The sequence below is a fragment of the Mesorhizobium sp. M7A.F.Ca.CA.002.05.1.1 genome (genome assembly GCF_003998335.1).
In the GTDB taxonomy this organism is placed as follows: Bacteria; Pseudomonadota; Alphaproteobacteria; order Rhizobiales; family Rhizobiaceae; genus Mesorhizobium.
Genome location: NZ_RZQI01000778.1, coordinates 1 through 2842, shown reverse-complemented (window position 1 = coordinate 2842; position 2842 = coordinate 1). Strand labels below are relative to the sequence as shown.

Here is a 2842-nt window from a genome sequence, read left to right as displayed (position 1 = left end):
CCAGAAGTATGTCGAGCAGTTGCTCCCGCCAGTCCTTCAAGGCGATATCAGCTGCTTCCGCTTCGGCCTCCACGCGCTCGGGGGCAACGACAGTTTTCGCTTTGCGTAGTGCCGCGTCGGCTCGCCTGACAAGCCGTACGATTTCTTCCGGAGCAAGTGACAGCGATGCCCGGCCTTCCGCCGTGAGCGCCCACACGCCGCGCTCGCTATTGTTCGTGAGGCCTGCATTCTTCAGCCAGCTTCGTGCCCAGGCGCAGCGATAATCGAACTTTGCCCTTGGACCATCACCAACCAGCACCGCCCGCGCCGCATCGGAAATGTTCATCAGTACTGCCGTCTTGTCGTCGATCTCTTCGATCGAAGCGGAGCCGCCGAGCGCGTCCAATGCCCGCAAGACCGGCACAAAGAACTCTGCAAAGGGTGGAACGGTCGCCTTCATCGTCCCATCCTCATACAACCCAACGCGCAACGAACTTGTCTCGGGCCCCCAGAGTCACATGGCCGTGAATTATAAGCTGTGACATGGTTTCCCCAGAACGGGCGTATTAGAGCGGGTTTCGCGCTTCTGGGAAAGTGCTTGAATGTTAACCCGCCATCATTTGCGCTCGTATTTCCTCCGTTCTTTGCCAAGCGCACAGCGCAAACCCTCCCACCGCCAGCGCCGCCCCTCATCCGCCTGCCGGCACCTTCTCCCCGTATAGTGACGGGGCGAAGGGGGCTCCCCACCCACGTTTTCTTAATGTGTCTCCGCTACACTAACGCCTGAAAAAGAAGCGGAAAACGGAGAGAAATCGGGGTGCGCTTTTCCGCGGCCACGACTGCCGGGCGGTTCTTGCCGCAGCGTTGGGCGCTGCGCATGGGGCCGTTGCTTGGCCGCATCGATGCCGTGCTGTTCACCGCCGACGAGCGCGGCGAGGCGAGCCGCATGTCGGTCATCGCCTTCTCGGTCCGCATCGTTAGCGCCGTCATCGCCTTCGTCAGCCAGGTGCTGATGGCACGCTGGATGGGCTCGTTCGAATATGGCATCTTCGTCCTCGTCTGGGTGACGATGGTCATCGTCGGCAATCTCGCCTGCCTGGGCTTCCACACCTCGGTCATCCGCTACATTCCCGAATATCGCGAGCGCGGCTTGATGGACGAACTGCGCGGCATCGTGCTAGCCAGCCGTCTGTTCGTGCTGATCGCCTCCACGCTGATTGCCGGGCTCGGCGCGCTCGGCGTCTGGCTGGCGGCACCCTGGATCGAGAACTACTATGTGATCCCGTTCATCCTCGGCGTCATCTGCCTGCCGATGATCGCCATGTCCGACCTTTTGTCGGGCCTGGCACGCGCCAACAGCTGGGCGCTGTTTGCCCTGTCGCCGACCTATCTGGTGCGGCCCGTGCTGATCCTGCTGTTCATGGCGCTGATGCTGTTCGTGGGCTACGCACCCGATGCCAGGACCGCCATCTTCGCCTCGATCGCCGCCACCTACGCCACCACGCTGGGACAACTCGTCGGTGTCACCCAGCGCATGGAACGGCAGATCCCGGCGGGGCCGATAAAGGTCCATTTCGCGCAATGGTTCGTCGTCTCGCTGCCGATCTTCCTGGTCGAGAGCTTCTTCTTCCTGCTCACCAATGCCGATGTGCTGATGGTCGGCGCCTATATGGATCCCAACGACGTCGCCGTTTATTTCGCCACCGTGAAGACGCTGGCGCTGGTGCATTTCGTCTACTTCGCCGTCAAGGCCGGCGTTGCCCAGCGCTATGCGCAGTTCACCCATGGCGACCCGCAAAGGCTTGCCGCCTTCGCCCGCGAGACGGTGTCGTGGACGTTCTGGCCATCGCTCTTGATGGCACTGCTGGTGCTGGCGCTCGGCGAGCCGATGCTGGTGCTGTTCGGCCCTGAATTCACATCAGGCTATCCGTTGCTGTTCCTGCTTGTCTTCGGCGTCGTGGCGCGGGCCGCCGTCGGCCCCTGCGAAAGCCTGCTGACGATGAGCGGCAACCAGAACATCTGTGCTGCCGTCTATGCCATGACGCTGGCCTTCAACATCGCCCTCAATGTGGTGCTCATCCCGATGTTCGGCCTGTGGGGCGCGGCAATGGCCACCGCCTTTGCCATGATCTTCGAAGCCGGCGCGCTCTCCTTCACGGTGTGGCGCAAGCTCGGCATCGCCATGCTCATCTTCTTAGCCCCGAAAGGAGCCGCGTGATGGCTGCCATCCCGTTGCTTGAGGAAACCAGCGGCGGCACTGCCGGCGCGATGGTGTCTGGCCTTGCCGGACTGACCCGCGACGCCGACCCCGCTCACATTGAAATCCTCGCCAACAACCGGCCCGAGCGCAAGCTCGCCATCTATCCGGCATCGGCCGGCTTCGACCTGGTCGAGGAGCTGGATTATCTCTGCGCCCGCACGGTCGAGCCCAACGTGTTCTTCAACCCGCGTTTCCTGGCGCCCGCCATGCCGCGGCTGGAGGACCGCGAGGTGCGGCTGGCGGTCATCCGCGACGGCGACGAATACCGCAACCGGCTGCGCCTTCTGGTGCCGTTCTCGGTGGAACGGCCGGTGGTGCCGCTCGGCGTGCCGGTCATGCGCACATGGTCGAGCCCGTTCGGTCCGCTCGGCACGCCGCTGGTCGACCGCGACGATCCGGTCGGCGTCGTCGAAGACTTCTTCTCGATGCTGTCGCGCCCGCACCTCAAGCTGCCGAAAGTCTTCGTCCTGGCCGATGTCCGGCTCGATGGCCCGGTGGCGAGCCTGCTTGCCACCGTGGCCGAGGCGCGCGGCCTGACGCTGGTCACCACCGGCCAGATCCAGCGCCCGGCGCTGGAGAGCGAGCTCGATGGAGATGATTATC

General features: G+C 63.5%; 2 protein-coding genes and 1 pseudogene. 2 read left to right on the top strand and 1 reads right to left on the bottom strand.

The window, feature by feature from the left end; translation table 11 throughout:
- Positions 1-439, bottom strand: a 439-nt coding sequence (locus EN939_RS28305; protein WP_206528357.1) for a winged helix-turn-helix domain-containing protein, incomplete at its 3' end; no start/stop codon positions are given.
- Positions 440-796: 357 nt separating this feature from the next.
- Here EN939_RS28305 and EN939_RS28300 point away from each other — a divergent pair.
- Complete coding sequence (locus EN939_RS28300; protein WP_127271016.1) at positions 797-2197, top strand: lipopolysaccharide biosynthesis protein; 1401 nt, start codon at positions 797-799, stop codon at positions 2195-2197.
- Positions 2197-2842, top strand: a pseudogene (locus EN939_RS28295) (GNAT family N-acetyltransferase); the annotation flags it as partial. The gene EN939_RS28300 and the pseudogene EN939_RS28295, both read left to right, overlap by 1 nt.